General features: G+C 68.4%; 27 protein-coding genes. 14 read left to right on the forward strand and 13 right to left on the reverse strand.

The window, feature by feature from the left end; genetic code table 11:
- Positions 1–363: 363 nt before the first annotated feature.
- The 3 genes from ligD to DMC61_RS37325 form a co-directional block, all read right to left on the reverse strand.
- Positions 364–1,302 carry a non-homologous end-joining DNA ligase gene (ligD, locus tag DMC61_RS37315; protein WP_125695225.1) on the reverse strand — a complete coding sequence of 313 codons (939 nt, stop codon included), beginning with the start codon at positions 1,300–1,302 and terminating at the stop codon, positions 364–366.
- Positions 1,303–1,377: 75 nt separating this feature from the next.
- Positions 1,378–1,743, reverse strand: a complete 366-nt coding sequence (locus tag DMC61_RS37320; RefSeq protein WP_016334703.1) for a hypothetical protein — start codon at positions 1,741–1,743, stop codon at positions 1,378–1,380.
- The gene (locus DMC61_RS37325; protein WP_125695226.1) at positions 1,743–2,309 is read right to left on the reverse strand and encodes a TetR/AcrR family transcriptional regulator; all 567 of its coding nucleotides are present in this window, start codon (positions 2,307–2,309) and stop codon (positions 1,743–1,745) included. The genes DMC61_RS37320 and DMC61_RS37325 overlap by 1 nt, the downstream gene beginning before the upstream one ends.
- Before the next feature lie 86 nt (positions 2,310–2,395).
- Here DMC61_RS37325 and DMC61_RS37330 point away from each other — a divergent pair, with 86 nt between their 5' ends.
- The gene (locus DMC61_RS37330) at positions 2,396–3,550 is read left to right on the forward strand and encodes an agmatine/peptidylarginine deiminase (RefSeq protein WP_125695227.1); all 1,155 of its coding nucleotides are present in this window, start codon (positions 2,396–2,398) and stop codon (positions 3,548–3,550) included.
- Here the strand turns inward: DMC61_RS37330 and DMC61_RS37335 are convergent.
- Positions 3,538–4,197 carry a GntR family transcriptional regulator gene (locus DMC61_RS37335; RefSeq protein ID WP_174492026.1) on the reverse strand — a complete coding sequence of 220 codons (660 nt, stop codon included), beginning with the start codon at positions 4,195–4,197 and terminating at the stop codon, positions 3,538–3,540. The genes DMC61_RS37330 and DMC61_RS37335 overlap by 13 nt on opposite strands.
- Positions 4,198–4,300: 103 nt before the next feature.
- On the opposite strand from DMC61_RS37335, the gene DMC61_RS37340 reads away from it, so the two are divergent.
- Entirely contained in the window at positions 4,301–5,101 is an 801-nt protein-coding gene (locus DMC61_RS37340; RefSeq protein WP_125695228.1) for a carbon-nitrogen hydrolase family protein, read from the forward strand.
- A gap of 106 nt (positions 5,102–5,207) precedes the next feature.
- Here DMC61_RS37340 and DMC61_RS37345 read toward each other — a convergent pair whose 3' ends face one another.
- The 3 genes from DMC61_RS37345 to DMC61_RS37355 all read right to left on the reverse strand — a co-directional run bounded on the left by DMC61_RS37345 (position 5,208) and on the right by DMC61_RS37355 (position 9,528).
- Complete coding sequence (locus tag DMC61_RS37345; protein ID WP_125695229.1) at positions 5,208–6,533, reverse strand: S9 family peptidase; 1,326 nt, start codon at positions 6,531–6,533, stop codon at positions 5,208–5,210.
- Positions 6,530–8,851, reverse strand: coding sequence for a penicillin acylase family protein (locus DMC61_RS37350; RefSeq protein ID WP_125695230.1), 2,322 nt, complete (start codon positions 8,849–8,851; stop codon positions 6,530–6,532). Before DMC61_RS37350 ends, DMC61_RS37345 begins: the two co-directional genes overlap by 4 nt.
- Positions 8,852–8,949: 98 nt before the next feature.
- A complete protein-coding gene (locus tag DMC61_RS37355) occupies positions 8,950–9,528 on the reverse strand; it encodes a helix-turn-helix transcriptional regulator (RefSeq protein WP_125695231.1) in 579 nt (192 codons plus the stop codon).
- 250 nt (positions 9,529–9,778) lie between these two features.
- Between DMC61_RS37355 and DMC61_RS37360 the strand changes: the two genes are divergently transcribed.
- Both DMC61_RS37360 and DMC61_RS37365 read left to right on the forward strand, forming a co-directional pair.
- The gene (locus DMC61_RS37360; protein ID WP_125695232.1) at positions 9,779–10,984 is read left to right on the forward strand and encodes a lytic transglycosylase domain-containing protein; all 1,206 of its coding nucleotides are present in this window, start codon (positions 9,779–9,781) and stop codon (positions 10,982–10,984) included.
- A 556-nt stretch (positions 10,985–11,540) separates the two neighbouring features.
- Positions 11,541–11,969, forward strand: a complete 429-nt coding sequence (locus tag DMC61_RS37365; protein WP_125695233.1) for a pyridoxamine 5'-phosphate oxidase — start codon at positions 11,541–11,543, stop codon at positions 11,967–11,969.
- 45 nt (positions 11,970–12,014) lie between these two features.
- Here DMC61_RS37365 and gcl read toward each other — a convergent pair whose 3' ends face one another.
- Genes gcl through DMC61_RS37380 form a run of 3 tightly spaced genes read right to left on the reverse strand, consistent with a single transcriptional unit; the run spans position 12,015 to position 15,424 of the window.
- Positions 12,015–13,709 carry a glyoxylate carboligase gene (gene gcl / locus DMC61_RS37370; protein ID WP_125695234.1) on the reverse strand — a complete coding sequence of 565 codons (1,695 nt, stop codon included), beginning with the start codon at positions 13,707–13,709 and terminating at the stop codon, positions 12,015–12,017.
- A 3-nt stretch (positions 13,710–13,712) separates the two neighbouring features.
- Positions 13,713–14,600: a 2-hydroxy-3-oxopropionate reductase gene (locus DMC61_RS37375; RefSeq protein ID WP_125695235.1), complete on the reverse strand. Its 888-nt coding sequence runs from the start codon at positions 14,598–14,600 to the stop codon at positions 13,713–13,715.
- Positions 14,597–15,424, reverse strand: coding sequence for a hydroxypyruvate isomerase family protein (locus DMC61_RS37380; RefSeq protein WP_125695236.1), 828 nt, complete (start codon positions 15,422–15,424; stop codon positions 14,597–14,599). Before DMC61_RS37380 ends, DMC61_RS37375 begins: the two co-directional genes overlap by 4 nt.
- Before the next feature lie 135 nt (positions 15,425–15,559).
- Between DMC61_RS37380 and DMC61_RS37385 the strand changes: the two genes are divergently transcribed.
- Both DMC61_RS37385 and DMC61_RS37390 read left to right on the forward strand, forming a co-directional pair.
- Positions 15,560–16,714, forward strand: a complete 1,155-nt coding sequence (locus DMC61_RS37385) for an epoxide hydrolase family protein (RefSeq protein WP_125695237.1) — start codon at positions 15,560–15,562, stop codon at positions 16,712–16,714.
- A gap of 43 nt (positions 16,715–16,757) precedes the next feature.
- Positions 16,758–17,573 (forward strand): MerR family transcriptional regulator, encoded by an 816-nt coding sequence (locus DMC61_RS37390; RefSeq protein ID WP_016334717.1) that lies wholly within the window; start codon positions 16,758–16,760, stop codon positions 17,571–17,573.
- Positions 17,574–17,617: 44 nt separating this feature from the next.
- Here the strand turns inward: DMC61_RS37390 and DMC61_RS37395 are convergent, their stop codons facing one another.
- Positions 17,618–18,409, reverse strand: coding sequence for an alpha/beta fold hydrolase (locus tag DMC61_RS37395; RefSeq protein ID WP_125695238.1), 792 nt, complete (start codon positions 18,407–18,409; stop codon positions 17,618–17,620).
- 51 nt (positions 18,410–18,460) lie between these two features.
- Between DMC61_RS37395 and DMC61_RS37400 the strand changes: the two genes are divergently transcribed.
- Both DMC61_RS37400 and DMC61_RS37405 read left to right on the forward strand, forming a co-directional pair.
- On the forward strand, positions 18,461–19,027 hold the full coding sequence (locus DMC61_RS37400) for a GNAT family N-acetyltransferase (RefSeq protein WP_125695239.1): 567 nt from the start codon (positions 18,461–18,463) through the stop codon (positions 19,025–19,027).
- Positions 19,024–19,650 (forward strand): LysE family translocator, encoded by a 627-nt coding sequence (locus DMC61_RS37405; RefSeq protein ID WP_125695240.1) that lies wholly within the window; start codon positions 19,024–19,026, stop codon positions 19,648–19,650. Before DMC61_RS37400 ends, DMC61_RS37405 begins: the two co-directional genes overlap by 4 nt.
- A gap of 22 nt (positions 19,651–19,672) precedes the next feature.
- Here the strand turns inward: DMC61_RS37405 and DMC61_RS37410 are convergent, their stop codons facing one another.
- Positions 19,673–20,731, reverse strand: a complete 1,059-nt coding sequence (locus DMC61_RS37410) for a cobalamin-independent methionine synthase II family protein (RefSeq protein ID WP_125695241.1) — start codon at positions 20,729–20,731, stop codon at positions 19,673–19,675.
- A 255-nt stretch (positions 20,732–20,986) separates the two neighbouring features.
- Here DMC61_RS37410 and DMC61_RS37415 point away from each other — a divergent pair, with 255 nt between their 5' ends.
- The 6 genes from DMC61_RS37415 to DMC61_RS37435 all read left to right on the forward strand — a co-directional run bounded on the left by DMC61_RS37415 (position 20,987) and on the right by DMC61_RS37435 (position 25,370).
- Positions 20,987–21,253, forward strand: a complete 267-nt coding sequence (locus tag DMC61_RS37415) for a DUF3040 domain-containing protein (protein WP_016334722.1) — start codon at positions 20,987–20,989, stop codon at positions 21,251–21,253.
- A gap of 61 nt (positions 21,254–21,314) precedes the next feature.
- A complete protein-coding gene (locus tag DMC61_RS37420; protein WP_125695242.1) occupies positions 21,315–21,740 on the forward strand; it encodes a YciI family protein in 426 nt (141 codons plus the stop codon).
- A gap of 9 nt (positions 21,741–21,749) precedes the next feature.
- Entirely contained in the window at positions 21,750–22,790 is a 1,041-nt protein-coding gene (locus tag DMC61_RS37425) for a DNA polymerase IV (protein ID WP_125695243.1), read from the forward strand.
- A 250-nt stretch (positions 22,791–23,040) separates the two neighbouring features.
- Complete coding sequence (gene ahcY, locus DMC61_RS37430) at positions 23,041–24,516, forward strand: adenosylhomocysteinase (RefSeq protein ID WP_199750193.1); 1,476 nt, start codon at positions 23,041–23,043, stop codon at positions 24,514–24,516.
- Between the two features lie 328 nt (positions 24,517–24,844).
- Positions 24,845–25,000: a DUF6131 family protein gene (locus DMC61_RS41525; protein ID WP_007034891.1), complete on the forward strand. Its 156-nt coding sequence runs from the start codon at positions 24,845–24,847 to the stop codon at positions 24,998–25,000.
- Between the two features lie 148 nt (positions 25,001–25,148).
- Complete coding sequence (locus tag DMC61_RS37435) at positions 25,149–25,370, forward strand: DUF2795 domain-containing protein (protein WP_016334726.1); 222 nt, start codon at positions 25,149–25,151, stop codon at positions 25,368–25,370.
- 157 nt (positions 25,371–25,527) lie between these two features.
- Here the strand turns inward: DMC61_RS37435 and DMC61_RS37440 are convergent, their stop codons facing one another.
- Positions 25,528–25,740, reverse strand: a complete 213-nt coding sequence (locus DMC61_RS37440) for a hypothetical protein (protein WP_125695245.1) — start codon at positions 25,738–25,740, stop codon at positions 25,528–25,530.
- Positions 25,741–25,841 lie beyond the last annotated feature (101 nt).

The following is a 25,841-nucleotide window of genomic DNA, read 5'->3' on the forward strand; positions in this document are numbered from 1 at the left end:
TCGAGGTCGATGGCGTCTAGTCCACGCTTCTATCAAGTCAGGCCAGCCAGGCCCGGACCTTGATCACGCTGGACAGTTCTTTCACAAGCCAGCAAGGCAGTGGCTTTCTGAGTCACCACGCGACCAAATCCGGACCCTAACCACTCACACGAACAGCGCAACCACCCTGACACTGAGTGGCTTTCGCGACGGTCGGAGTCGGTACCGGAGTGAGGGCGCGAGCTTCACGGGTGACGGCGGCAGTGGGCGTTGCGAAAGCCACTTTCGCAACCTTCAACGTTGCGAAAGTGGCTTTCGCAACGTCACCGGCACGGCAAGTGCCCTCCTTCCCGCATTTAGTCCTCTGAATGCGGGAAGGGGGCCTCACTCGCCGTCGGCATCGAGGCCGTCCCGATCGGCCCATTCGAGCAGGGTGTCGAGCGAGTACGCCGTGTCGTCGATGCCCGCGTGCAGGTCGCCGAGTTCGGCGAAGCGCGCGGGCACGGTGGCGATCGTGAAGTCGCGGGGATCGACGTCGCCCACCTCGTCCCACCGGATCGGGGTCGAGACGACGGCTTCGGGCACGCCGCGGACCGAGTACGCGCTCGCGATGGTGTGGTCGCGGGCGTTCTGGTTGTAGTCCACGAACAGCTTCGAGGGATCGCGGTCCTTGCGCCACCAGGTCGTGGTGACCTCGTCGGGCATCCGCCGCTCGACCTCGTGCGCGAAGGCGAGCGCCGCCCGGCGCACCTCCTGGAAACCCCACCGCGGTTCGATCCGGACGTAGACGTGCAGGCCGTGCCCGCCGGAGGTCTTCGGGAAGCCGGTGATGCCGAGTTCGTCGAGGATCTCGTGGACGGTGCCGGCGACCTTCCGCACGGTGGAGAACGGGCAGTCGGGCATCGGGTCGAGGTCGATCCGCCACTCGTCGGGGCGCTCGGTGTCGGCACGGCGGGAGTTCCACGGGTGGAACTCGACGGTCGACATCTGCACCGCCCAGATCACGTCGGCGGGATGGGTGACGCACAGTTCGTACGCGTGCCTGCCGGAGGGGAAGTCGACCCGGACGGTCTGCAACCAGTCGGGGGCACCGTTCGGGACCCGTTTCTGGTGGACCTTCTCCCCCGAGACCCCGGAGGGGAACCGGTGCAGCATGCACGGTCGTTCCCGCAGCGCCCGCACGATCCCGTCGCCGACCGCGAGGTAGTACTCGACGAGGTCGAGCTTCGTCTCACCCCGCGCCGGGAAATAGACCCGATCCGGGTTCGAGACGCGCACCGTCCGGTCTCCGACCTCGATCTCCACCGCCGAGCTTTTCGCCATACGGGGAAACTAGCCCGAAAGCCACCGATCCGCGCTCTGCCAGGACGATCGGCATGGCACCCTCGGACAGCGGGGTCAGTGCGCCGGGCGTTCCGGAAAGCGCCCGCGATCACGACGACCGGAAGCAGTTCCCCGCCGGGATGACCGGTGGATCGCGGCGACCATGACCGCGAACACCGCGCCGAGGAAGGTCACGTCGACCGCGGGCACCCAGCGCACGTCACCACCCTTGACCACATAGGCCCCGACGGGTCGCGCGGCGAGAATGAAACCGCCGCCCTCACCTTCCTTGCCCTGCTCGCTGCCGTGCCCGCCGCCTCCACCGCCGATGACGCTCGCGGCCGGGATGATCACGACGCCGTCCTTCTCCACCGGTTCGCCGTAGACGCGCCGGACGGTGAGGTTGTCCCGCATGACACCGACGATCTTCTCGAGCCCCATCAGGTCCCCGCCCTGTCCAGTTCCAGCGCGATCGCGCCCCGCAGGAGCTTCCGCGCCCGGTCCAGCTCCATCGAACCAGAAAGCCATCGCTCGCTGAGCCCTTCGACCAGGGCGGTGAGCCGTTCCGCGGCGTCTTCGGCCTCGATCCCGGCGCCGTCGACGCGCCGGATCACCTCGGCGACCTCGTCCACCCAGATCCGGGTCGACTCCGCGAGCGGTTCGCGCAGTTCCGGCGTGAACACGGCGCTGGCCCGCAGTTCGCCCCAGGCGGTGCTGTTCTCCCGCACCGCCTGGGTGTCCTGAAGTTCCCCGAACAGCAGGAGTTCGAGCTCGGCGCGGGGATCAGCCGCGTCGGCCGCGGCCTCTTCGGTGTACGCCGCCGCGCGATCGCTGACGAACTCCAGGGTTTTCCGCAGCAGCCCGGCGCGGTTGGTGAAGTGGTAGTAGATCAGCGACGTCGAAATCCCGGCCTCGGCCGCGATCTTCTCGACCCGCAGGCCCCGCACACCGCTGCGTGCGATCACTCGCACGGCCGCTTCCAAGATCTTCTGCTGACGTTCGAACACGGGTGATCACCCTAGCGGTTTCATCCTGACTGAATTTTCAGTCAGGATGCTATCGTGTCCTCACCGGCCCGACCAAGGAGTGCAGAGTGTTCGCTTCGTCCCTTCCCCGTCGCACGGTCCTGCGTGCGCTGACAGCGGTGGGAGCCGTCGCCGTCGGGAGCGCGGGATGCTCGGAGAACCCGGCCGCGCCCGCCGCGGCGGCAGGCTCAGCCGAGCCCGCCGCCGCGGCGGCTCGCAGGCTGGGCGCCGAATGGGAAAGTCACGCACGCACCTACCTCTCATGGCCCGCGTCGAAATCCATCTGGGCGGACGATCTGCCCGCCGTCCGAGAGGAGATCGCCGGTCTGGCCAAGGCGATCGCCGACTACGAACCGGTGGTGCTCCTCGCCCGGCCCGAGCACGCCGAAGCCGCTCAGCGGGCTTGCGGGGACACCGTCGAGGTCGTCCCGATCCCGGTCGACGACCTGTGGGCACGCGACACCGTCCCGGTGTTCGTCGAGGAGGCGGGCAAGGTCGCCGGGGTCGACTTCAACTTCAACGGCTGGGGCGGCAAACAGAAGCCGCACGACAAGGACAACGCCGTCGCGAGGTCCGTGCTGGGCAAGTACGGCCTGGCCCGCACGGAAACCTGGATCACCGCCGAGGGTGGCTCGTTCGAGAGCGACGGGGCCGGCACGTTGCTGGTCACCGAAAGCTCGCTCGTCAACGACAACCGCAACAAGGGAAGGAGCCGCCAGGAGATCGAAGACGAACTGAAGAAGGTGCTCGGTGTCCGGAAGGTCATCTGGTTCGCCGGAGTACGCGGCGAAGACATCACCGACGCCCACGTCGACTGCCTGGCCCGGTTCACCGCACCCGGCGTCGTCCTGCTGGACAAGGCCGCACCCGGCACTCCGCCCGATTCGTGGTCACGGGCGGCCGATCAGGCGAGGTCGGTGCTCGCGAGCGCCACCGACGCCGGCGGAAGACCCTTCAAGGTGATCGATCTCGTTCAGCCGGATCCGGACAAGGTCGAGGGCTACGGCGAGGACAGCGTGATCTCGTATGCCAACTTCTACGTCGCGAACAAGTCCGTCTTCGTGCCGAAGTTCGGCGACGCCGAGGCCGACGAGCGCGCCCAGCAGGTGCTGCGCGAGCACTTCCCCGGCCGCGAGATCGTGCCGGTGAGGATCGCGACCATCGCCTCGGGCGGCGGCGGGATCCACTGCTCGACACACGACCAGCCGGGTCAGCCTTCCTGAGGCAGCACCGACATCACTTCGGACACCGGGCGCAAGTGCTCCTCCAGCAACCGCGACGCCTCTTTCGCGTCGTGGTCGTTCAGGGCGGCGACCAGCGCCCGGTGTTCCTCGTTGATCACGGTCAGCCGTTCCGGGCGGGCCTCCAGCGCGCGGACCGTGACGCGCTGCTGCCGCGAACGCAGGGTGTCGTACAGCTCGGTCAGGACGGTGTTGCCCGCGGCGTTCACGATGGCGCGGTGGAAGCGGCGGTCGAAGCCCGAGACGGCGAACCAGTCGCGTTCCGCGCCGGAGCTCGCCATCGCCTCGATGAGTTCCGGCAGTTCGGCCGGTGCGCCCGCCCGGTTCGCGCAGAGCGTCGCGATGGCGTGCCCTTCGATCAGCCGCCTGCTCTGGTAAACCTCTTCCAGCTCCCGCGCGGTGACGGTGCGCACCTGGGCGCCCTTGCGCGGCAGCAGGCTGATGAACCGCTCCGCGGCCAGCCGGTGGAACGCCTCGCGCACCGGCGTCCTCGACACGCCGACGACACCGGAAACCCACATCTCGTCGAGGAAGCGGCCGCCTTCCAGCTCACCCGAGATGATTCCGTCGCGCAGCCACGTGTAGACCCGCTCGCGCGCCGGGCCGCCCCCTTCGGCGGTCACAGTCATCTCGTTCCCCCTCTATGCCGTCACTTTCCGCGACTGAGCCTACACCTGGACCTGGCAAGTATCCATCATGTATACAAGAGTTCCACTTATTGGAAGGGGTCCCATGGTGCACGTCGCGGTGGCGCAGTTCGCGCCCGGCAACGACAAAGAGGCCAACCTCGCCCGCGTCGCCGCCCTTGTCGGCGAAGCGGCCGACCGCGGTGCGCGGGTGGTCGTGCTGCCCGAGTACTCGTTGTTCACCGTACCGACGATGAGCCGGGAATTCGTGACCTCGGCCGAAGAACTCGACGGCCCGTTCGTCACCGAGCTGCGCGGGCTGGCGAAGGACCGGCAGATCACCGTCGTCGCGGGCATCAACGAAGCGCTCCCCGGCGGCGAGCGGATCTCGAACACCCTTGTCGCGGCCGGTCCCGACGGCGCCATCGCCGCGCTCTACCGCAAGCTGCACCTGTACGACGCCTTCGGTTTCCGCGAGTCGGAGCTGGTCCGGCCCGGCGACATCGAAGCGCCGGAGACGTTCGAGGTCGATGGGATCACCTTCGGTCTCCAGACCTGCTACGACCTCAGGTTCCCGGAGGTCACCCGTCGCCTGGTCGACGCCGGCGCGGACGCGGTGCTGCTGCCCGCGGAGTGGATGCCCGGCCCGCTCAAGGAAGACCACTGGACCACCCTGGTCCGGGCCAGGGCGATCGAGAACACGATCTACCTCGTCGCAGCGGGACAGGCCGCGCCCGCCGGTTCGGGGCACAGCATGATCGTCGACCCGATGGGCGTGGTCGTCGCCTCGCTCGGCGAGCGCACGGGGACGGCGACCGGCGAGGTCTCCGCCGAGCGGATCTTCGAGGTGCGCGCCAAGAACCCGGCGTTGGAACTGCGCCGGTTCGCCGTCACCCCGAAGTCCTGAGTATCTTCAGACCCGGAGGTCCGTTCGTGAAGACACGCCCTCGGGCGTGGTGACGCGGCTTCCGCACGCCTGGGTGCCGGGTGGCCGCCCGGCACCCAGGCTCGTTTCACGGCACCAACAGTCCCCAGTGGACGGCCCACGGGACGAACAACGCCGCGCCCGCCAGCAGCAGGCCGACCCGGACTCCCCCGCGTTCCTTGCCCCGCCACCACGAAACGACGGTCACCGCACCGGCGGCGACGACACCGACCGCGATCAGCTGCAACGCGAGCCAGGGCAACGTCCGTCCGAAAAGGACCGGCCCCGGCGCCATCGCCGCCCCCATCGACAGGGCGATGTAGTAGACGAGGAACCCAGCCGTGGCCAGCGTCCCGGTCGACGCGAGCCAGCGCGCGGGCCCGGCGAGCGGAACGCTCTCGCGGCGGCGGAACAACGCCGTCACCGGATAGGCCGCGAACGCGAGTAACGCCAGCGCCCAGACCCCGATCTGCACCCACGGCCCCTCGTACCAGGCGAGCGGTGCGAGGGCGACGCTCTGGCTCGTCTGGACCGGAGGCGGATCAGCCGACGGCCCCTCCTTCGCTCCGTTCACCCAGTCCGCCACGAGTTCGAGGTAACCGGGAGCGAAGCCGTCGAGCTTGTCGAAACCGTCGGTGGTCTGCCGGAGCCCGTGCTGGGCCTGTGGGAACACCTTCAGCGTGTACTGACGGTTCCCCGCCCGGTCCAGCGTTTCCCGGAAGATCCGGACGGCCTCGCCGGGCGGGGTGAGCCGGTCCAGTTCCCCCCACAGGCCGAGCACGGGCTGCCGCACTTTCTCCAGCACCGGCACCGGGTCGTATCCGGCCTCGGGGAAGGCGCCCGCCCCCGCGAGGGTGCGCATGTTCGTCGACGACACCATGTCCACCATCGAGCCGGTGACCCCGCCCCGCCGCAGATAGGTTTCGAGCGCCCACGCCTGCTGACGATCGGGCGAGACCCCGTTGGCGCCGACGGTGACCGCGAAAGCGACGTCCTTCGACTTCGACGCCGCCAACGGCGCGACCCAGCCGCCTTCGCTCAAACCCCACACCCCGACACGAGCGGGATCCACGCCGGGACGCGAGCGCAGCGCCTGCACGGCGGCGAGCGCGTCGTCGGCCAGGACCGAGTAGTCCCGCTCGAACAGCGAATAGCCCTCGGTCCGCTTGTCGTAGATCAGGGTCGCGATTCCCGCCTTGGCGAAGGCTTCCGCCTCGGCACGGTAATCGTCCCGGTCGTGTTCGCCGGACCCGTGCACCATGACGATGCCCGGCGCCGGTCCGCCGCCCTCCGGCGCGACCACCGTTCCCCGCAGGGTGACCCCGTGGCTGGTGAACGAGACTTCGCCGTCCGGAGCCGCGGCCGGCAGCGGTGACGACACCGCCACGACGGCCGCGAGCACAGCGGCGATCATCGCCTGCTCACCCGGACCACCTCGAGCGACGGCGACGCGAGGATGTCCTTCTCGCAGTACCGTTCGGTGACCCACTGCTTGCGCGAGTACAGCTCCGTCTGGTCGCTGTGGTGCGCCGACTTCGGATTCGCGGACTGCGAGTAGGTCATCAACGTCGTCGTGTCCGGGCACCCGGTCCCGTTGAACGCCACGACGTGCAGATACGTCCCGCCGTGCGTGAACTCGGTGTATCCACGGGCCGGATCCCAAGGCCCGCCGACGGTGTTGTAGACCCCGCGTCCCGCGGTTCCGCCGCCCAGCGGGATCTTCCGGCCGTCACGGACGACGTAATGGTTGTCACCGTACGGCGCGTCGAGTGGGATCTTCGCCGCTCGCAGCTCCGAAACGGCGTCGGAGAGCGCTTTGCGGATCGCCGCGTTCCCCGTGTCGAGCGTGTTCGGCGTGTGGACCGGATCCTTGACGTCGAACGGGTTCTTCCAGATCTCCGGCCCCATCCGGTCCACCGCGGCCCAGAACCGGTCGAAGAGCAACGCGCCCCGGCTGCCGGCGTCCGACCGGCCGTCCCAACCCGCCAGTGCCGCGCAAGCGTCGTCCAGTCCCGGCATCGTGCGGCACATCGCGACGACGTCGGGCCGCGTGAGTTCCGCGGCGTGGTCCCGGTTCGAGAACATCAGGTCCCGCATCGCTTGCCCCGTGAAACCGCCCTTCTTCAGCTGGTCGGCGATCTCGACGAGGCCGGCGCGCGTCCGCATGTTCTGCTCGTACCGGACCGGGCCCACGATCCTGGGGAAGCCGGTCCGCGGCTCGGTGGGATTGACGAGCCACGAGCTGTCGTTCGAGTTCGCCACGTAGTCCGACCGGCTCAGGCTCGGCAGGCTGGACGGCCCGAAAGTGCCCGGCCGCAGCGCGTCCCGGTCGCGGCCCCAGGCGCAGGCCGTCTTGGAGCCGTCGAGCACCGCGACCCCGTTGGCGTCGAACAGTTCCTTGCCCAGCGGTGTGTTGCAGCGCGCGGCCTTCTCGTCGGTGACGTGCGGTACCCCGTGGATCTGGCTGAACTCCACCCGGCCGCGGTCGTCGGTGGCGAGGATGTTCATCCACGGCAGCCCTTGCGTCTCGCGGACCGCGCCGATCATCTCCCCCGCCGTCCGGGCGCGGGCGATCGAGAACATCGAGTTCGTCATGCCGAGGTTCGTGGCGTTGGCATCCGCGATGGCGAAGGCGCTCGACGCCGTCCACGGCAGCTCGCGCTGCCCGAGCCTGGTGGTCACCGGGCCGTACCGCGTCGTCCACTGTGGACGTACGACGCGTTCCAGGCTGCCGTCCGCCTTGCGCGACAGCACACTCACGTCGGAACGCCGCATCCGCTCGGGCTTCCCGTCGACCAGGTACGTCGTCGGCGAGCCGGGCACGAGCTTCAGCTCGAACAGCGTGTACGTGCGCGTGGTGTCGGTGGCGGTGCCGCTCCAAGCCGCGGTTTCGTTGTGTCCCAGCCACATCAGCGGAATGCCGGGGATACCGGCGCCACTGACGTTGAGCTTGCCCGGCAAGGTCACCTGCGACTGCCAGAGCCTGGTCCCGCTCAGCTGCCACGGCAGATGCGGGTTGGCGAGCGAGACACCTCGTCCGTTCGCCGACGCGGCGGAGCCGATCGAGATCGCGTTGCTGCCGATCCCGGTCTCCCCGAGCATCTGTTCGGTACCTCGGCCCGCGGGCGGGGCGCCCGGCAGCGACGCGGTGATCGAGTCCGCGACGCCGCCCTGCCCGAAGATCATCCCGATCGCGTGAGCGTGCCGGTGGACGTCGAGTTCGGTGATCGGCTTCAGCCAGCCCGCCCCCCGGCAGGCCGGGTCGGTGATCTCGCCGGTGCGCAGGTACTTGTTGACCCCCTCGACGTAACCGCGGATCAGCTCGCGGACCTCGCGGTACGGCCCGCGCGGCGCGGGCTCCGACAGGAGCCGCTCGACGGCGCCGCTTTCGTTGAGACCTTGGAAGTACAGGTCGCTCGCGAGGTTCGTGCTCGCCTGGCTCACCCCGCTCGTCGGCGGGGCGTCCGGCCCCAGCCAGCGGGAACGCTCGGCCCGCGTCGTGACCGCGACGTCCGCGATCGCGCAGATGTTGTCCTTGGCCGCGGCGAATCCCTGTCCGAAGCCCAGGCTCGCCCAGTCGTTCGCGACGATGTGCGGGATGCCGAATTCGGTGTAGCGGATGGTGGCGTCCGACCGGGATCGCCCGTCCGGCGGTTGCGCGGCCGCCGCGGTCCCCGCCGCGAGCAGGCTCGCCGCGGCGCAGACGGCCGCGATTCTCTTCCAGAGCAGCATGCTGCTCCCCCTTTGCATGTGGAGTCGTTCGTGAAGACACGCCGTCCGGCGTGGTGACGCGATGCCGGTGGTCGAGTGGCCGCTCTCCCACCGGTTCTTCAGTTCCCTTCCTGCACCTCCCCGTCCGCGTCCGGGAACGCGGTCCAGCGCACGAGCACCTTCCGCGCGTCCGGGCCCGGCTCCGGACGCCAATAGCGACGGAGCAGTTCCAGGTACTCGTCGAAGAACTCCTTGAGCTCTTCGAGGTTCAGATAGACCGAGCCGCGCGAGAACACCAGCGCGTCGCCCCATTCGCCCAGCTCACCGCGACGCTCGAGAAAGGTCGCCAGCTGTTCGAGGTCTTCGGTGAACGCCGCGCGCTGCGCCTCGTCGAACACGGCGCGCATCTCGTCGTTCTGCTCGCTGTGCCGGGGCCAGCGGATCTCGCGCTGACGGGCACGCCACCAGCGCTCCTTGCCATGCGCGAGTTCGGGCGCCTCGTCGACGAAGTCGTATTTCGCCAGTTCCCGCAGGTGATAGCTGGTCGCGCCCGAGCTCTCCCCCAGCTCCTTGGCCAGCTTCGTCGCCGTCGCGGGACCGCGGCCCAACGCCTCCATGATCCGGCGGCGCAACGGGTGCATCACCGCCTTCAGCACGGCGGCGTCGGCGATCTCTTCGGGTGGCGGCGGACCGGTCATGACACCAAGGTAGCCGTGCAAAGGAGATTGTGCAAAGGTGTCTTTGCACGCGGTTCAGACCACCGCACTGGACGGCCGGGAGATTTTGCTGACGATTCCGTGAACTCAGCGTGAAATTGACAACTTCACTACGAAGGTCTTGTGCCGCGAGGACGAAAACTCGACAGGATCGCGGGTTTTTCGTTGCGTCGTCCCCGAAAACCGGCTCTATCGGATAGTTTTGCGCGGAGTCGACCTTGCGGGAGAGAACATGCCGAAGCACCGCCCTCGACAGACGGACAAGTTGTCCGCCCGGCACCGGACGGCCTTCGCGCTCGCCGGCGGCCAGCTCGCCGTGCTGCCCGCGGTCACCGCGTCCGCGGGCCCCGACGCCCCGATCGCCGCGCCGAAGCCTGCCGCACCGCAGAACCAGGCCGCGGCCTGGCAGCCACCGGCGGGCACGGTCCCGGAGATCGCCGTCGACGGCAGCCTCCCCGAGCCGCCGACCCCGGATCCGCTGACCGTCCCCGGGCATTCCGGCAACGTCGGCGGCGCGTTCGCACCGTCGGGCGCGCTCGGCATCCCCGCCAGCATGATGAAGGCTTACAAGAACGCCGCCGACATCCTCGCCAAGGAACTGCCCGGCTGCCACATCGACTGGGCGCTGATCGCGAGTATTGGCCGGATCGAGTCGAACCACGCGCGTGGTGGTTACGTGGACGCGAAGGGCAACACGCTGGAGCCGATCCTCGGCCCGCAGCTCAACGGCGCCGGCCCGTTCGCGGCCATCCCGGACACCGACGGCGGCAAGTTCGACGGAGACACGGTCTGGGATCGCGCCGTCGGCCCGACGCAGTTCATCCCGTCGACGTGGAAGGGCTACGCCTCCGACGGCAACGGCGACGGCGAGTCGAACCCGAACAACATCTACGACGCGACGCTGGGCTCCGGCCGCTACCTCTGCTCCGGCGGGGTCGACCTGACCTCCGAGCAGACCCAGCGCGTGGCCGTGTACCGCTACAACCACTCACTGTCCTATGTGGACACCGTGATCCGCTGGGCGGTCGCCTATCGCGGCGGCGTCGCGACGATGCCGGACAGCCAGGTCCCCGTCGGCGCGCCCGACTCGCAGGACGTCGCCGCCGGTACGCCCGACGGTCAGGTCCCGGTGCCGACGCTGCCCGGCACTCCCCCGCCCGGCACGACCAACCCGGGGCCGATCCCGTTGCCCGGTACGTCCCTCCCGCCGAGCAGCAGCACGCCGCCGAGCAGCTCGTCGCCCTCGAAGCCGACCAGCACGCCGCCTTCGTCGACGCCTCCCTCGTCGACTCCGCCTTCCTCGACACCGCCTTCGAGCACCCCTCCGTCCTCGACGACGCCTCCGCCGTCCAGCACTTCTTCCGCGGCGCCGTCCTCGACCCCGGCGGGGGACACCGGTGAGACGTCCCCGACCAGCAGCACCTCCCCGACTCCGTGACGCTCGCGACCGGACAGGCGCTCACCTGAGTTTTCGTGAAGGGCCCCTTTGAGACGATGAAGGCCTCAAAGGGGTCCTTCACGACATAAGAGCTCGGCGCCTGGCACATCGGAAGCACTGAAGGAGCCTCGCTCATCATCGCGTCTCGTGAGTGGTACGGACGCTTAGAGCCAAGGGTGTCTTAGGTACCTACGCGGAGCGCGGCTGCGGCTGATCCAACCTGCGTCAGTAGGTACCAGCGGAGTGGTGTGGGCTGAAGGCTCCCTTCACCGAGTCTGATGCGACGAAAGGAGCCTTCGCCCCCGGTCGGCTACGGGAGCGGCGGTTCGGTCGCAGGTGCCGCCTCGTGAGTGTTTTGGGTCGTCAGGGCCAAAGGTGTCTTAGGTACCTACGCCGGGTGCCGGTCCGGGACCTGCGGTCCGTGAAGGACCCCTTCATGTACCTAGGCGCAAGGAAGGGGGCCTTCATGTACTTCATGCGAGCAGCGCCGGAATGCCCTGAAGACGGGCCGCGTTGTCGCTTGTCGTAGCTCACCTACGAGAGAAGCGAGACACGGATGTCGTCTTTCGTCATGACCGCCGAGGAACGGGAAACCTTCCTGAGCGAGGTCCACATCGGGGTCCTGGCCGTGGAGCGGGAAGGACGGGCGCCGCTGGCCGTGCCGGTCTGGTACGACTACGAGCCCGGCGGCGAACTCCTGATCTGGATGGACGGCGGTTCGGTGAAGGACAAGGCGATCAAGAAGGCGGGCAGGCTCAGCCTGGTCGCGCAGTCGGAGACGCTGCCGTACAAGTACGTGACGGCCGAGGGTCCGGTCATCGCGAACGACACGCCACCGACCAGGGAGCAGGCGCTGAAGATCGCGCACCGCTACCTGCCTGAAGACGAGGGCACGAAGTACGTCGACGGAGCGCTCAGCGACAACTCGGTGCTGGTCCGCGTCCGGCCGGAGAAGTGGCTGAGCAACGACCAGGGCAAGGCCTGACCGGACGGCGGTGTCCCGGCGGGCGAGCCGCCGGGACACCGTCGTTCAGCCCGCGATCGGCTCGAACTCGACGACGCTGTCGAGTGCCTTGCCCATCGCGGCGTTCCCTTCGCGTTCGATCATGATCTCCACCAGCACCGGCCGCGACGTCCGCTCGGCCTCCTTGCGCGCCCACTCCAGCGAAGCCCGGATCTCGCCCGGCTCGGTGACGCGGGTGCCGGAGCAGCCGTAGGCCTCCATGACCTTCACGTTGTCCGTGCCGATCTTGTCGTAGTGGATGTCGACCTCGAAGTTCATCTCGTAGCCGGTTTCGGCCTGCCGGATGAGCCCGAGATACTCGTTGTTCAGCATGATCAGCACGAACCCGACGTCGTACTGCGCGGCCACCGCCAGCTCCTCCACCAGGAACTGGAACGAGTAGTCCCCGACGACGCCGACGACCTCGGCCTCCGGTTTCGCCTTCTTGACGCCGATCGCCGCCGGGATCTCCCAGCCGAGCGGGCCCGCCTGGCCGCACACCTGGTAGTGCCGCGGCTTGTGCGCGCGCTGGAACTGCCCGGACCAGATCTGGTAGAGCCCGATCGCGGTGACGAAGTAGGCGTCCTCGCCGTAGAACTCGTTGATCTCCTTGAACACCCGGGGCGCCTTGATCGGCGTGTCCTCGAAATCCTCGCGCCGCGGCAGGCTCTCCTTGAGTTCGCCGATCCGCCGGGGCCACGCGCGGTCTCGCGCCGGGGACCGCTTCGACGCCGCCTCGATCAGCGCGTCCAGGAAGGCGCCCGTGTCGGACACTATGCCGAGGTCCGGCCCGAACACCTTGCCCAGCTGGGTCGGCTCGATGTCGACGTGGATGAACTTCCGGTTCCCCCGGTAGACGTCGAGGTCGCCGGTGTGCCGGTCGCCGAACCGCGCACCCAGCGCCAGCACCAGGTCCGCCTCCAGGAAGGCCGCGTTCGCCCAGCGCTGCGAGGTCTGGATGCCCGCCATGCCGGCGAACAGTTCGTGATCTTCGGGGAAGCTCCCCTTGCCCATCAACGTCACGCCGACCGGGACGCCGAGCAGTTCGGCCGCGGTGCGCAGCCGGTCGCTCGCGTCGCCGAGCACCACGCCGCCGCCCGCGAGGATCAGCGGCCGCTCGGCGGCCATCAGCAGGTCCAGCGCTCGCTCGACCCTGGCCGGGGACGGCGTCGCCCTGGTGACCGGGAGCGGCGAGTCGATGCTGGAGTCCCATTCGATCTCCTGCCGCTGGACGTCGATCGGCAGGTCGATCAGCACCGGGCCCGGGCGCCCGGACCGCGCGATCCGGAACGCCTCCCGGAACACCCACGGCAGCTGGGCCGCCTCCTTGACCTGCACCGCCCATTTGGTCACCGGCTTGGCGATCTCGACGATGTCGACGGCCTGGAACGCCTCGGTGTGCAGCTTCCGCGAGTCGGCCTGCCCGGTGATGCACAGGATCGGGATCGAGTCGGCCTGCGCCGTGTAGAGGCCGGTGATCATGTTCGTCCCGGCGGGGCCGGAAGTGCCGATCGCGACGCCGACGTTGCCGGTGGTCCTCGCCCAGCCGTCGGCCATATGGGTCGCGCCCTCCTCGTGGCGCACGATCAGATGCTCGATGCCGCTGTCCTGCATCGCGTGGTACAGCGGGAGGATCGCGGCGCCCGGGCAACCGAAAGCGGTGTCGACGCCCTCACTGACCAGGACGTCGACGACGGCCTGCATGGCGGGGATTCTGGGCATTCCTCACTCCTTGTTTTCCGCGCCGGACAGCGATTCGACGACCTTCAGCAGGGCGGAGTGATCGAGCGAGCCGTGACCCATCGCCCGTCCGGCGGCGACGAGCTGGGCGACCAGCCCGGTGAGCGGCAGCGCGACGTCGGCCTGCCTGGCGGCGGCGAGCGCGATACCCATGTCCTTGTGGTGCAGATCGATCCGGAAGCCCGGCGCGAATTCCCGCGCCACCATGGACTTCCGCTTGAGTTCGAGGATCCGGCTGCCGGCCAGGCCGCCCGCGAGGACGTCCAGACCGACACCGGCGTCCACGCCCGAGGCTTCGAGCAGCACGATGGCTTCGGCGATCAGCCCGTACGTGCCGCCGACGACCAGCTGGTTCGCGGCCTTGACGACCTGACCCGCGCCGTGCGGCCCGACGTGCACGATCGTCTTGCCGACCGCCTCCAGGATCGGGCGCCCGGCGGCGAAATCTGCACCGTCGCCACCGACCATAATGGACAGTGACGCCTGCTCGGCGCCGGCCTGGCCACCGGAAACGGGCGCGTCGAGCACCCGGATCTCGCGTTCACCAGCGCGCTCGGCCACCTCGATGGACGTCTCCGGCCGGATGGTGCTCATGTCGATCAGCAACGTGCCCGGCTTCGCCGATTCCAGCACCCCGCCCGCCGCGAGCACGACGGCTTCGACCTGCGGGTGGTTCGGCAGCATGGTGATGACGACTTCCGCGTCCGACACGGCGTCGGTCACCCCGTTCGCGGCCCGGCCGCCCGCGGCTTCCAGCCTCGCGAGCGCGTCCGCGTTCGTGTCGAATCCGCTCACCTCGTGGCCGGCCGCGACGAGATGTCCCGCCATCGGCCCGCCCATGATCCCCAGGCCGATGAATCCCAGCTTGGTCATGCCAGTCCCCTTCGTTCGAAAGGCAGCCACGACAGCGAATCCACGCTCGGGCCGTCGGGTTTGTACTCCACGCCGACCTGCCCGCGATAGCCCGCCGTCTGCAGCTTCTCCAGGTATCCCTCGATGTCCAGCGTTCCGGTCCCCGGCTGGTGGCGCCCTGGGGCATCGGCGATCTGCACATGGCCGATCCGTCCGGTGTGGACGGTCGTGACCGTGTCGAGGTCGTCACCGTTGACCGCCAGGTGGTACAGGTCGGCCAGCAGCTTCACGTTGTCCCGCCCGAGTTCGTCGAGCACCTTCAGTACGTCGTCCGCGGTCTTGAGCGGGTACTTCTCCGCCCCCGACAACGGTTCGAGGACGATCTCCGCGCCGATCCGCGCGGCCGCGTCCGACGCGAGCGCCAGATTCGACAGGCCGAGCTTGTCCTGCGCGGCCGGATCCGCACCGTCGATCCGGTTGCCGTAGAGCGCGTTGAACCGGCGGCAGCTGAGCCGCTCGCCGAGGTCGATCGCGGAGGCGATACCGCGGGCGTACTCGTCCTCGCGACCGGGCCAGGTGACCAGGCCACGATCACCGCCCGCCATGTCTCCGGGGAAGAAGTTCAGCCCGGTCACCGCGACACCCGCCCGCTCGACCGACGCCACGAACGCGTCGACCTCGGCGGCCTCCGGCTCCGGCGTCTCGAACGGCCACCAGTACTCGACCGCGGTGAAGCCCGCCGCGCGCGCCGCCTCCGCACGGTCGAGCAGCGGCAACTCGGTGAAGACCAGCGACAGGTTCAGCACGTAGGGCAGTGCGTGACGCGAACCGGCAAGATCAGCCATCGGAACCTCTGCAATTTCGCTCTGCGGAAACTTTCTTTCGTATATCGAGAATAGCTCGCTGACCTGTCCTCGGTCAACGGACGGCGGACCGCCAAACCGGGGAATTGTCGGACCCCTTCGTTAGCGTCAGCCGGCATGGACAGCACGCCGTTCCAAGCCCGGATCCCGGAGGCCGACCTCGAAGACCTCCGCGATCGGCTCCGCCGTGCCCGCTGGCCGGAAGACGAGACCGTCGACGACTGGTCGCAGGGCGTACCCGCCGCCTACTTGCGTGAACTGTGCGCCTATTGGGCGGAGGCCTACGACTGGCGGGCAGCCGAGTCCCGGCTCAACGCGTTCCCCCAGTTCCGAGCCGAAATCGACGGGCTCGGCATCCACTATCTGCACGTCCGTTCCCCGCATCCCGGTGCGCTGCCGTTGATCCTCACCCATGGCTGGCCGGGCTCGGTCTTCGAATTCCTCGACGTGCTCGGCCCGCTCACCGATCCGGTCGCCCACGGCGGGGACGCGGCGGACGCCTTCCACGTCGTCGTCCCGTCGCTGCCCGGGTACGGCTTCAGTGACAAACCCGCCCGCGCCGGCTGGTCGATCCAGCGCATCGCCGACGCGTGGATCCGGCTCATGGACGGCCTTGGCTACGAGCGCTTCGGTGCCCAGGGCGGCGATTGGGGCACCAGCATCACCACACTCATGGGGCGGAAGGCGCCGGAGCGGCTGGCGGGGATCCACCTCACCCCGCCGCTGGCCGCGCCGGATCCGGCGACGTTCGGCGAGCTGACCGAATCGGAACGGAAATCGCTCGACGACCTCGAAGGCGCCAAGGCGGACGGTTCGGGTTACGCGATCCAGCAGGCGACGAGACCGCAGACGATCGGTTACGCCCTGGCCGACTCGCCGGTCGCGCTGTGCGCGTGGATCGTCGAGAAGTTCCAGGCGTGGACCGATTGCGACGGTCATCCGGAGAACGCGCTGAGCCGGGACGCGATGCTCGACGACATCACGCTCTACTGGCTTACCGGCACCGGCGCGTCGTCCGCCCGCCTGTACTGGGAGAGTTTCGCCGAAGTCTCGGGCTGGTTCTCCGAATCCACCGTGGACACGATCGCCGTGCCGACGGGCTGTTCGGTCTTCCCGCGCGAGATCCCGCGCCCGTCGCGCCGGTGGGCCGAACGCCGGTTCACCGATATCAGGTACTGGAACGAACTGGACCGGGGCGGTCACTTCGGGGCGTTCGAACAGCCGGCCGTCTTCACCGAGGAGGTGCGTTCGTTCTTCCGGCTCGTGCGGTGACCGTTGACTGTGACACCGTGTCAGGCTGTCTGGTGGGAGGACCATGTTCAGTATCGGAGACTTCGCCAAGCACGGCCGGGTGTCGGTCCGGATGTTGCGTCACTACGACGCCATCGGGCTGCTGCGGCCCGCCCACGTCGATCCGTTCAGCGGCTACCGGTCCTACACCGGCGACCAGCTGGCCCGGCTCAACCGGGTGATCGCGCTCAAGGACCTCGGCTTCACGCTCACCCAGGTGCAGGAGATCCTCGACGCGGAGATCGGCGTGGACGAGTTGCGCGGGATGCTGCGGCTGCGGCGTGCCGACCTCGAAGCGGCCATCGCGGCCGACGAGGCGCGGCTCAAAGCCGTCGAGGCGAGGCTCCGGTCGATCGAAAGAGAGGGAACCATGCCTTCCGAAGACGTCGTCGTCAAAAGCCTCCCCGCGGTGCGCGTCGCCGAGCTCACCGCGACGGCGGGCGGATACGTGAACGACGAGATCGGGCCCATCGTCCAAGGGCTCTACAAGGATCTGTTCGGCGCGCTCGGCCCGATCACGCCGTCCGGACCGCTCCTCGCCTACTACGAAGACGACGCCGACGGCGAACGAGTGGTGATCCACGCCGCCGTCCCGATCTCGGCCGAAACCGACGGCACCGAAGGATTCTCGACCGTTCGCCTCGCCGAAGTCGAGACCGCGGCGACGATCCTGCACCGCGGCTCGATGGAGACCGTGCTTCCCAGCTACCAGGCGCTGGCGAAGTGGGTCGACGCGCACGGCTACCGCGCGAACGGCCCGGCGCGGGAGTTCTATCTCGAGTGCCCGGACGACGGGGACAAGTGGGTCACCGAGTTGCAGCAGCCGATCACCAAGGCCTGATCAGGACGGGAATTGCCCGCGTGTCGTGAGTGGTAAGGACGGTTCTAACCGTCTTTACCACTCACGAGGCCGGCGAGGAAATCGGTCACGGCGGCCCGGAACTCGCCAGGCGCCTCCAGCCAAGGCACGTGCCCGACCCCGTCGAACCGCACCCGCGTCACCGAAGGCAAGGCCCGTTCCAGCGAGTCGACCGCCCACCGTGGCCGGTTGTCCGCCATCCCGTCCACGATCAGCGTCGGCACCCGCAGCGACCGGCAGGCCGAGACGAGTTCCACCTCCGGCACCGTCCGCATCTCCTCGCTCAAGGCCGCGTTCGCCTCGTAGTTGACCGGAAACCAAGGCGTCGCCATCGCTTCGGCGTGGCGCTCGCCGTCGGTCACGAAATCGGCGGTCCATTGCCGCACCGCGCGTTCGCGCCCCTCCCCGCGAAGCTCCTCACCCAGCGCCCGCTCGAAGTTCCGCTTGAACTCCGCGTGCCACTCGTGGCCGAGGCCGACACCCGACACGTAAACGAGCGCGCTCACTCGTTCCGGGTGCGCGAGCGCGTACAGCAGAGCGAGGTGCGCGCCCCACGAATGCCCGAGCACCGGGACCCGGTCCACGCCATGCCATTCCCGGACGGCTTCGACGTCGGCGACCATCCGCTCGAGCGTGTACGGGCCGCGCGCTTCCGAACGACCGGCGCCGCGCTGATCCCACCGGATCAACCGGAATCGCGGACCGAGGTCGAGCGTGCCGAACATGTCCCACAGGCCGGGACCGCCGTGGCAGCACAGGATCGGTTCTCCTCGACCGGTCGCCGAGGTCCACAGCTCACGTCCGTCGTCGGTGATCATCACGGGATTATCCGATAGGCGACGGCGCCTTCGTTGGCTATGTTCCGCGGCATGACGACCTTCACGCCGCCGCAGCGGACGGCCACCCTCGCCGACGCGCCCGCCATCGCGGCGCTGATGCGGGCCTCGGTGCTGGAGTTGTTCCCCCGGTTCTACGACGAGCGGCAGACCTTGAGCGCGGCCGAACACATCGCGAGCCTCGATCTGCGCTTGATCGAGGACGGCACCTACTTCGTCCACGAGGCCGACGGCGAGATCGTCGCGTGCGGAGGCTGGAGCAGGCGCAACAGAACGCACGCCGGCGCGGGCGACGCGGCGGACGACGACCGTCCCCTCGATCCGGCCACCGAGCCGGCCCGGGTGCGCGCCATGTTCGTCCGCGGCGACTGGACCCGGCGTGGGCTCGGGCGCGCGATCCTCGAGTCCTGCCGTCTCGCGGCGAAGGCCGAGGGCTTCAGCTCGCTCACCCTGACGGCGACCCTGCCCGGTGTCCCGCTGTACCTCTCGTTCGGCTTCACCGAAGTCGAACGGGTGACGGTGACGACGCCCGACGGCGTGGACGTGCCGGGCGCCGTCATGACCAGGGACATCGACGAGCCGGATAGCATCGAAGCATGATCTCCGGGGCCACCGCACTCTCGTTCGTCCTCATCTGCCTGCTCGGCGCGATGGCACCGGGCCCCGATTTCCTGGTGGTGACCCGCAGCGCGATCCTCGGCGGGCGCAAGGCAGGGATCTCCGCCGGCCTCGGCATCGCGCTCGGCGTCTTCGTCTGGGTGGTCGCCATCGCGCTCGGGGTCGCGGCGATCCTCACCGCGTCGGCGATCGCGTTCACCGTGGTGAAGCTGATCGGCGCCGCGTACCTGATCTTCCTCGGCGTCAAGGCGTGGCTGGCGGTGCGCCGCGGCGACTACAGCGAACTCAAGGACAAGGTCGCCCCGGTCGTCTCGCCCAAGGAGGCGTTCCGGCAGGGACTGTTCACCAACCTGCTCAACCCGAAGGTCGCGATGTTCTTCCTCGCGCTCATCCCCCAGTTCCTCCCGCATTCGGCCTCGACCGCGCAGACCCTGCAGCTGGCCGTCCTGGCCACCACGGTGGCCGTCGTCTGGACGTTCGTCCTCTCGACGCTGGTCGGTTCGCTGCGGAGGTTCTTCAGCTCCGGCCGCGTCCGGCGCATGTTGGACGCGGTGATGGGCACCTTCCTGGTCGGACTCGGCATCCGGGTCGCGGTCCAGAACTGACGAAGGCACCCATCACACGGCGTCAGAGTGCTTCGGCGGCGAGACGTGTGCCCTCGACGCGGGCGGCGATCTTGGCGAACGCGATGTCCCGCGACGTCGAGGTGTCGTCGGCGAACGGGGAGAATCCGCAGTCGTCACAGGTGCCCAGCCGGTCCGGCGGGAGATACCGCGCCGCCAGGAGAACCCGGTCCCGGACCTCCTCGGCGGTTTCGACCCGCGGGTCGATCGGGTCGGTCACGCCGACGAAGACCCGCTGGTCCGGCCGCGCGTGCTCGGCGATCACGCGCAACGCCCGCTCGGGATCCGCCTCACTGGCGAGCTGGACGTAGACATTGCCGACATTCAACTGGAACAGCGTCGGCAGTAATCCGGCGTAATCGACATCGAGGCTGTGCACGGAGTCCTGATCCCCGCCGGGACAGGTGTGCACCCCGATCTTCTTCCGCTCCTCCTCGGAGAAGCGATCCAGTACCGCGTTGTTCAAGTCCACAAAGGACCGGAGCAGGCCGCCGGACGGATCGAGCTTCAGCGACAACCTGCCCTCGGTGAAGTCGATCTGAACGCTGTCCGCGCCCGCGTCGAGACTGCGGCGGATATCGGCCTCGGCCTCGTTCACCAGGTCGGCGATGAACTGTTCTTTGTCATATCCGGCCAATTCCTCACCGGGATAGACGAGGCTGACCGCCGAAGCCGCGATCACCGCCTGCTTCACCGGTTTGGTCGCATACTTCTTCGCCTCACGCAGATAGGCGTCCGCGTAGGCCTGATAGCGGAACGGCCCGGCGGTGAGCCTCGGAAGCTGCCGGGTGTGCCCGTCGGCGAACGGGATCACGACGCCGTCCGGCGCCAGCGATGTGAGGCCGGCCAAAGGATACGTGGCGAAGCTCGGCTTGCCCTGCTCCCCGTCGGTGATGACCGGGGAACCGGTCTCCTCCAGGCGTTTGATGGTGTCCACGAGAGCTTTTTCGCGTAACTCGCCGAGCCCGTCGGCGTCGAGCCGCCCCGCCGCGTGCTCGCCGAGCGCCTCGATGAGATAGCCGGGCCGGGGAATACTGCCGATCGGTTCGGTGGGCATGGTCATCGCTCGGGTCCTCCCAGATGGCACAACCGCGGCCGCCCTGGCCACAGGCGCAGAAAACTACCGAGATCTCCCCTCCTTGACGATCTTTTCGTGTGCTGAAACCCCCAATGGCGCAACCATTCGATCGAAATGGATCTTCTATGGCCGGAACGTATAGGTCGTTATACGAAAGGAAGTGGAATTCGATGCTTATCCAGCCCTCCTCCTGGGTATTCCGTGGTTGTCGACGGCCGGGGCGCGCCGAAGGAGAAACCGATGCTGAGCCATCATGATCGGCAAGAGCTGGAGAAGATCGAGCGCTGGTTCGAGCTCACCGAACCGGCGCTGGCCGCCCGGCTCCGCGCCGGCAGGCCCGCCCGGCCCCCGCTCCTTCGACTGGCCGTCCTCTTGAGCCTCGACATCACCGCGGGCCTGTTCATGCTGCTGGGCTTGATCCTGAACAGCCCAGCCCTTCTCCTGACCGGGATGATCACTGTGACCGCCGCGGTGATCGTGCATCTGTCCCGGTTCGGGCGCGACTGATCGCCTTCCCCGCCGCCGGTAGAGTCCGGGCGAAACGTCCGGTTCACTGGAAGGAAGACGTATGCGGTTCATGATCATCATCAAGGCGGACGAGGATTCCGAGGCCGGGAAGATGCCGCCGATGGAGGCCTTGACCGCCATGGCGAAGTTCAACCAGGAGATGCTCGACGCCGGGGTGCTGGTGGGCGGCGAAGGCCTGCAGGAAAGCTCGAAGGGCGCGCGGGTCACGCTCAGCGCCGCCGGGGCCACCGTCACCGACGGCCCCTTCACCGAGGCCAAAGAACTCGTCGGCGGCTTCTGGATCGTCGATGTCGCGTCGCGCGCCGAAGCGATCGAATGGGCGAAGCGCTGTCCCACTCCCCCGACCGGCGACACCGTGCTGGAGGTCCGCAAGATCCTCGAAGCCGAGGATTTCGGTGAGAACTTCACGCCCGAACTGCAGGAGAACGAGCAGCGGATGCGCGACGAGATCGCGGAACGGTCCTAAGCTCGGCTCATGGCCGTCCGGGAGTGGGTGCTCCACGTCGACCTCGACCAGTTCATCGCCGCGGTCGAGGTCTCCCGGCGGCCTGAGCTGCGCGGCAAACCCGTGGTCGTCGGCGGCACGGGCGACCCGTCCGAACGGGCCGTTGTGGCGACGGCGTCGTACGAGGCGCGGGAGTTCGGCATCCGGTCCGGGATGCCGTTGCGAACCGCCGCGAAACGCTGTCCTGACGCGATCTTCCTCGCCACGGACGCGCCCGCGTACCAAGAAGTCTCCGATCGGGTGATGGCGACGCTGCGGGAATTCCCCGTCGTCGTCGAAGTGCTCGGTTGGGACGAAGCGTTCCTCGGAGTCCGCACCGCCGATCCCGAAGCGCTCGCCGCCGACATCCGGCGGGCAGTGGCCGAAGAGACCGGACTCTCCTGCTCGGTCGGCATCGGGGACAACAAGCTGCGCGCCAAACTCGCCACCGGGTTCGCCAAACCGGCGGGGATCTTCCGTCTCGTCCAGGACAACTGGTGGGAGATCATGGCCGAGAAGCCGACGGACGCGCTCTGGGGCATCGGCGGCAAGACCACGAAGAAGCTCGCCGAAGCCGGCTACCACACCGTGCTGGAACTGGCGGGCGCCGATCCGGCGGACCTCGCGGCGCGGTTCGGCCCGAAGCTTGGCCCGTGGTACCGGATCCTCGCCGGCGGGCTCGGCGACGCCGAGGTCACCGCGACGCCCTACGTCGCACGTTCCCGCAGCCGCGAGACGACTTTCCAGCAGAACCTCACCGAGCCCGAGGTCATGGCCACCGAGGTCGTCGCGCTCGCGAGACGGGTCTCACAGGACGTCGCCGACGAAGGCAGGCCCGCCGCACGGGTCGCGGTCAAGGTCCGGTTCGCCCCGTTCCAGACCCATACGCACAGCGTGACCCTGCCCGCACCGACCTCCGACGCCGCCGCAATCGAGAAGGCCGCGCTGGCCGTGCTCGGCATGTTCGACCTCGGCAGACCGGTCCGGCTGCTCGGGGTCCGAGCGGAATTCGGCACGCCCGCGTCGCCTTGACAGCGCTCGCGGCGCTTTGCCATTCTGGTTCCGGGTCGAGAGGCGCTGCGACGGAATTCTTCCGCCACGCTCGGCCCGCCGCGACAGACGTAAGGGCGCCTCCCACTGTGGAGGTGCCTTTCTTGCGTCAGAACCCTTTTCCGGCCTTCGTCGTCGAGGCCGTGCGCTGAACCCCCGCACTGACACCGTCCTTCCCGCCACCGGCGAGAAGGACCGCTCCACCCTGCCTTCCTTGATGAATGGAGAACCAGTGAGCCCCACCCTGTCCAAGGTCAACGGGATCGAATTCGCCGTCGCCGACCTTTCCCTCGCCGAGGCCGGCCGCAAGCAGCTTCGACTCGCCGAGGTCGAGATGCCCGGTTTGATGGCGCTGCGCCGCGAATACGCCGACTCGCAGCCGCTGAAGGGCGCCCGGGTCGCGGGTTCGCTGCACATGACCGTCCAGACCGCCGTGCTGATCGAGACGCTCGTCGCGCTGGGCGCCGAGGTGCGCTGGGTGTCCTGCAACATCTTCTCCACGCAGGACGAGGCCGCCGCGGCCGTCGTCGTCGGCCCGAACGGCACCGTCGAAAACCCCTCCGGCTCCTCGGTGTTCGCGTGGAAGGGCGAGACGCTCGCCGAATACTGGTGGTGCACCGACCAGCTCTTCGACTTCGGTGACGGCCGCGTCCCGAACATGGTCCTGGACGACGGCGGCGACGCGACCCTGCTGATCCACAAGGGTGTCGAGTTCGAGGCGGCGGGCGCCGTCCCGCAGGCGACCGAGGAGGACGGCGAGGAGTACGGCCTCGTGCTGGAAACCCTGCGCGAGAGCCTCGGCCGCGACACCGGCCGGTTCACCCGCATCGCCAAGGAGGTCCGCGGCGTCACCGAGGAGACCACCAACGGCGTCAAGCGGCTCTACAAGCTCGCCAAGGAAGGCGAGCTGCTCTTCCCGGCGATGAACGTGAACGACTCGGTGACGAAGTCGAAGTTCGACAACAAGTACGGCATCCGCCACTCGCTCATCGACGGCCTCAACCGCGGCACCGACGTGATGATCGCGGGCAAGGTCGCCGTCGTCTGCGGTTACGGCGACGTCGGCAAGGGCGCGGTGGAATCGCTGCGCGGCCAGGGCGCCCGCGTGGTCGTCACCGAGATCGACCCGATCTGCGCGCTGCAGGCGGCGATGGAGGGCCTCGACGTCGTGGAACTCGACGATGTCATCGAGCGCGGCGACATCTTCATCACCACCACCGGCAACTTCGACATCATCATGGCCGACCAGATGGCCAAGATGAAGCACAACGCGATCGTCGCGAACGTCGGCCACTTCGACAACGAGATCGACATGGCGGGCCTCGCGAAGATCCCGGGCATCCAGAAGATCGAGGTCAAGCCGCAGGTGCACGAGTGGGTCTTCCCCGCGACGGCGGACCGCGAGGCGCACTCGATCATCGTGCTCTCCGAGGGCAGGCTGATGAACCTCGGGAACGCGACCGGCCACCCGAGCTTCGTGATGTCGAACTCCTTCACCAACCAGACGATCGCGCAGATCGAGCTGTTCACGAAGCCCGGCGAGTACGCCACCGACGTCCACGTGCTGCCGAAGCACCTCGACGAGAAGGTCGCCCGCCTGCACCTGGACGCGCTGGGTGTCCGGCTGACCAAGCTGACCAAGCGCCAGGCCGAGTACATCGGCGTGGACGTCGAGGGCCCGTACAAGCTGGACCACTACCGGTACTGAGCCCTTCACGCCTCGTGATTGCCGGTCGACGGGGGATCGGGGACGTTGAGTGTCCCGAACCTTCCGTTGATCAAGGTCCAAGACCAGGCGTCCCTGGCGACGATGGAGGATTTGGGACGTTCAACGTCCCAAATCCTCCATCGTCGCGCCCGGCAGCCGCGGAACCCGAATCGCCTCTCACGAGACCGGCCCTTGAAGCCGTTAGGCCGAATGCGTGAGAACTTCGGCCGGATGGACCTGTTTCTCGCGGGATCGAGGCGGGAATCCCTTGCGTAGCCACACCCCGGCAGCACTCGGGCCGGGCGACTACGAAGGAGAAGGTGTTCCCGTGATCATTCTCGGCGTCATCCTGATTGTCGTCGGTGTCATCGCCAGCATCCCCGTCCTGTACTCGATCGGGATCGCGCTGGCGGTCATCGGCATTATCCTGGCCGTTCTCGGGAACACCGGGAAGGCCATCGGCGGTCGCGCCCACTGGTACTGAGCACCGGACCGTAACCGGTACCGAGCCCCCGGTACCGGCGCTGAAACGGCCCGGGCACGCGGCGTTCCCCTCACGCCGCGTGCCCGGGCTGTTTCCGTTCTCCGTCCGCCGGGTATCCGCCCCGGACAAGGAGAAGGAGGGAGAGCCGATGCCAGGGACGGACCCTCGCCCGTACTTGACGGACGCGAAGTACCCGTGTGGACGCGACGAACTCCTGCGAGCCGCAGCGGCGGCCGGGGCCGGCGACGACGTCCTGGGCCCCTTGGGCACTTTGCCCGCGCGTGACTACGCGGACGGGGACGGTGTTTGGGAGGCCATACGCTCCTACAACGGGGCTCCGATCCACGACACCGCGAAGGAAGCACCGTGACATGAAGGGGTCCCCCGGCTCCGAGGGGGAGGGAGAGCCGGAGGACCCCGTCATAGTTAACACATTCCCGGCCGCGATGTACACGAACGCCTACACCTTCGAGTGGCAATCGGTCGCGATCACCCGAATCGGGCCGGATTGGTGTATTGGCCGCCGGTCAAGAAGCCCGCAGCAGCACCTGAGCCGAGATCTCCGCGCACGAGCAGCCGCCGTCGACGTCGAAGCAGTCGATCGTCAGCGTGTGCCGGGCGAAGTCGAAGTCCACGCAGCCGTCTTCGCTGCATTCCGTGAAACCGCCGTCGAGGTGGACGACCAGGGTGCCGTGGCAGTGGTCGAGTCCGACGGCGCAGAACGCGCACTCCATGCTCATACCGCCTCCCGCGATCAGGAAAGTTCTCCTCGATTGCCTTACTACCACCGAGGGGCGACAGATCCTGGCATACGCGCGGCGTGTCGCGGCACCCGGCGGAG

Source organism: Amycolatopsis sp. WAC 04169, from assembly GCF_003947535.1.
GTDB classification, from domain to species: domain Bacteria; phylum Actinomycetota; class Actinomycetes; order Mycobacteriales; family Pseudonocardiaceae; genus Amycolatopsis; species Amycolatopsis keratiniphila.